This is a genomic window from Streptomyces sp. NPDC002785, assembly GCF_040295565.1.
Taxonomy (GTDB): Bacteria; Actinomycetota; Actinomycetes; order Streptomycetales; family Streptomycetaceae; genus Streptomyces.
On sequence record NZ_JBEOVN010000331.1, the window covers coordinates 1 to 4,366 of the forward strand.

General features: G+C 67.9%; 2 protein-coding genes. Both read right to left on the reverse strand.

Annotated elements, in window-relative coordinates; translation table 11 throughout:
- Nucleotides 1-1,883: condensation domain-containing protein (locus tag ABTZ94_RS36390; RefSeq protein ID WP_351207546.1), on the reverse strand; the 1,883-nt coding region annotated here is incomplete at its 3' end.
- 5 nt (nucleotides 1,884-1,888) lie between these two features.
- The coding region (locus ABTZ94_RS36395; RefSeq protein ID WP_351207548.1) for a non-ribosomal peptide synthetase at nucleotides 1,889-4,366 on the reverse strand (2,478 nt) is incomplete at its 5' end.

Below are 4,366 nucleotides of genomic sequence, written 5' to 3' on the forward strand. Positions count from 1 at the left end.
TGCGGAACCACCACACCCTTCGGACGCCCCGTCGAACCCGACGTATAAATCACATACGCAGGATGCGACGACAACAGCCCAACACCCTCCACAACAGCATCGGAAAACTGTGTCAGAGCGCTCTCGTCCAGCACCACCTGCGGCACGGACAGCGAACCACCCACCCGCTCCGCCACATCCATCGTGGTGACCATCAGCGTCGGCCGCGCATCCTCCAGCACATACGCAATACGCTCGGCCGGGTACTCCGGATCGACCGGCACATACGCACCACCAGCCTTCAGCACCGCCAGCAACGCCACCACCAGATCCGCCGACCGGTCCATACACACAGCCACCAGCGACTCCGGACCCACACCCCGCGAAATCAGCAACCGCGCAAGACGATTGGTCCGCGCATCCAGCTCCGCATACGACAGCCCCACACCCTCGAACGTCACCGCCAGGGCATCCGGCGTCCGCACCACCTGAGCCGCGAACAACTCCGTCAGCGTCCCATCCGACACCTCACACGCAGTCGCATTCCACTCCCGCAGAACCCGCCCCCGCTCCACCTCACCCAGAACCCGCACCCGGCTCACGTTCACCGACGGATCGGCGGTGACCGCCTCCAGCACGCGGACGAACCGTGCGGAGATCGCCTCGACCGAGGGTCGGTCGAACAGGTCCAGCGCGTACGTGACCGAACCTCGCAGACCGGCGGGGCGACCGTGCGCGTCGAATTCCTCGCGCAGGTCGAAAGACAGGTCGAACTTGGCGGGCGCGCTGTCGTCCGGCCGGGCACTGACCTCGAGGCCCGGAAGGTCGAGCACGGCCTCGGCGTTGTTCTGGAGGGCCAGCATGACTTGGAACAGCGGGTGGCGCGCCATCGAGCGGGTCGGCGCCAGTTCCTCGACGAGGCGCTCGAACGGCACGTCCTGGTGCGCGAACGCACTGAGGTCCGTGTCCCGCACTCTGTCCAGCAGTTCGGTGAAGGAAACGTCACCGCTCACATCGGTGCGCATGACGAGCGAGTTCACGAAGAAGCCCACGAGGTCGTCGAGAGCATCGTCCACGCGGCCGGCGATCGGCGTGCCGATCGGAATGTCGGTGCCGGCTCCGAGACGCGACAGCAGTACGGCGAGTCCGGCCTGCAGAGTCATGTACAGGGTGACGCCTTCGGCCCGGGACAGCTCGTCCAGGCGTTTGTGCAGCTCGGCGTCGATGCGCAGGTCGACCTTTCCGCCGCGGTGCGTGGCCACGGCTGGTCGCGAGCGGTCCGCCGGAAGCGGAAGCTCTTCCGGCAAACCCTCCAGCGTGGTCCGCCAGTAGGAGAGCTGTTCGGCGAGGACGCTCTCCGGGTCGTCCTCGTCGCCGAGGAGATCGAGCTGCCACAGGGTGTAGTCCGCGTACTGGACGGGCAGCGGCTCCCAGTCGGGGGCTCGGCCGCCGAGCCGTGCCGCGTAAGCCCGGGACGTGTCCCGTGCGAGCAGGCCCATGGACCAGCCGTCGCTGGCGATGTGGTGGATCACCAGCAGCAGTACATGGTCCTGCGGTCCGAGCTCGTAGAGCCGAGCACGGAACGGAGTGTCACACGCCAGGTCGAACGGCCGGGCCACCGCCTCGGCGAGCGCCGTGCCGAGTTCATCCTCTCCGGCCATTTCGATGACCGGCAGGTCGAGCGTCACCGCTCCCCCGTCGAGGATCCGCTGTCGTGGTGTGCCGTCGACGGCGGGGAACACGGTCCGCAGCACTTCGTGCCGGTCCACCACGTCTCGCAGGGCTTCGTGCAGTGCGCCCCTGTCCAGCTTCCCTGTCAGCCTCAGGGCTGCAGGGATGTGGTACGTGGGATTCGGGCCTTCGAGTTCCCCCAGGAACCACAGGCGCCGCTGTGCGAACGACAAGGGAATCAACGGTTCTCCTCCTGCATCGGCCTCTGCCTCGGCCGCAGCGCAGGCCTGGCTTTCTTTACCTTCGTCTGCGCTTCGAGCCGGCTCGCGAGCCCGGCCACCGTAGGCGTCTCGAACAGCGCCCGGAGCGACAGTTCGATGCCCATGGCCGTACGGATGCGGCTCACCAGGCGGGTCGCGAGCAGAGAGTGGCCGCCCAGGTCGAAGAAGGAATCGTCGACTCCCACCTCCGGCAGGCCGAGCACTTCCGTGAACAGCTCACACAGCTCCTTCTCACACGGCGTGCTCGGAGCTCGGCCCGTGACGGCGACCCGGTAGTCCGGGGCCGGCAGGGCACGCCGGTCCATCTTGCCGTTGACGGTGAGCGGGAAGGTTTCGAGGAGCATGATGACGGACGGCACCATGTGGTCCGGGACCCGTTCGCGCACGTATCCACGCACCGCCGAGGACAGTGCGGAGGCGGACAGGCCGGCGGTGGCGTCGCTGCTCCCGGCTGCCGGATCCGCGGCCACGTAGCCGACCAGCCGCTTGTCGCCGGGGGTGTCCTCGCGTACAACCACGGCGGCCTGGCCGACGAGCGGGTGCGAGGCGAGTACGGCCTCGAGCTCACCGAGCTCGATACGGAAGCCCCGGATCTTCACCTGGTCGTCGGCACGGCCGAGGAACTCCAGGTTGCCGTCGGCACGCCACCGCACGACGTCGCCGGTGCGGTACATGCGCTCACCCGCGGCACCGAACGGACATGCCACGAAACGCTCTGCCGTAAGGCCGGGCCGGTGCAGATAGCCACGCGAGAGCTGCGCCCCGGCGAGGTACAACTCGCCGGCGACGCCGACGGGAACGGGCCGTAGGGCGTCATCGAGGATGTACGCCCGCGTATTGCCCATGGGGCTTCCGATCGGCAGCACACCGCTCGATCCCTGTTCGTCCGCACTCACGGCGTACGCCGTGCAGACCACGGTCGCTTCGGTCGGCGCGTACATGTTCACCAGCGCCGGAGCGTTTTCGGCGTGGCGGGTGTACCAGTCCGTGAGACGCCCGTGGTCCAGTGCCTCACCACCGAAGATCACGAACCGGAGCGCAAGCTCGGCGCCCAGCTCGGGAGCCTGCGCATCGGCCTGGACGAGCTGGTAGAACGCCGACGGCGTCTGGTTGACGACGGTCACCCGCTCCCGGACAAGCAGGTTCAGGAAATCACCCGGAGACCGGGAGACGCCGTGCGGGACGACCACGAGGCGCCCGCCATGGAGCAGCGCGCCCCACAGCTCCCAGACCGAGAAGTCGAAGGAGAAGGAGTGGAACCACGTCCATACGTCGTCCGCCCCGAAGTCATACCTGCCCTTCGCCGCCTCGAACAGCTGCACCACATTGCGGTGCGGAACGGCGACACCCTTGGGACGGCCGGTGGAGCCCGACGTGTAGATGACATACGCGGCATGGGACGGCAGCAGGTGCCCACGCCGCTCGGAGTCCTCGACGGCCCCGGCGTCCAGAGCGCGGAGCGCGGACACGCTCTGCGGATCGTCGACCACGACCTGCTCCAGGCCAGGCACCAGTGACAGATCTGCTCCGGCGGCAACGCTGGTGAGGGCCAGCACGGGTCCGGCGTCACGCAACATGTAGGCGATCCGGTCGGCCGGGTACTCCGGGTCGATCGGCACGTACGCGCCACCGGCCTTCTGCACCGCCAGCAGTGCCACGACCAGATCCGCCGACCGGTCCATCGACACGGCCACCAGTGACTCCGGGCCCACTCCCCGCGAAATCAGCAGCCGGGCAAGGCGGTTGGTTCGCGCGTCCAGCTCCGCATACGACAGCTCCACACCTTCGAACGTGACCGCGACAGCGTCCGGCGTCCGCGCCACCTGCTCCCGGAACAGCTGGGCCGGAGTCGTGTCCGGCACGTCGTGCACGGTCTCGTTCCACTGCGTGAGGACCTGCTGCTGGTCCGCCTCGCCGAGAACCGGTACCTGGTGCAGTTCGGCGCTACCGGTCTCCTCTTCGAGCGCGGTGGCCAGGCTCGCGGCGGCCACATGGATCAGCTCGGTCACGGCCTGCGGCGAGATGGGCGCTGCGGCCTGGACGACGATGTCGAAGCGCGAGCCCGAATCGTCGACAGACACGGTGAGGGGATAGTTCGTCCGCTCACGGGCCGAGAGCAGTTCGACGCCTTGCAGGCTGGAAGACGCTGCATCGTCCGCGCTGTCCCCACCGGCGTTGTTGTGACGATAGTTGAGGAGGGACGTGAACAGTGGTGTCTGAGCTGGGAGTCCTGCGGCCTGCTGGGCGATGGTGAGCGGCGCGTGCTCGTGGACGAGGAGGTCAGCGAGCTGGTTCTGCATGGCACGGACGGCGTCCGTGACCGCAATACGGCCCGTCGGAACACGTACCGGAAGCGTGTTGATGAACAGACCCGGCGTACGGTCCGCACCGGCACCCGCCTGCATACGACCGAACATCACACTGCCGAAGACCAC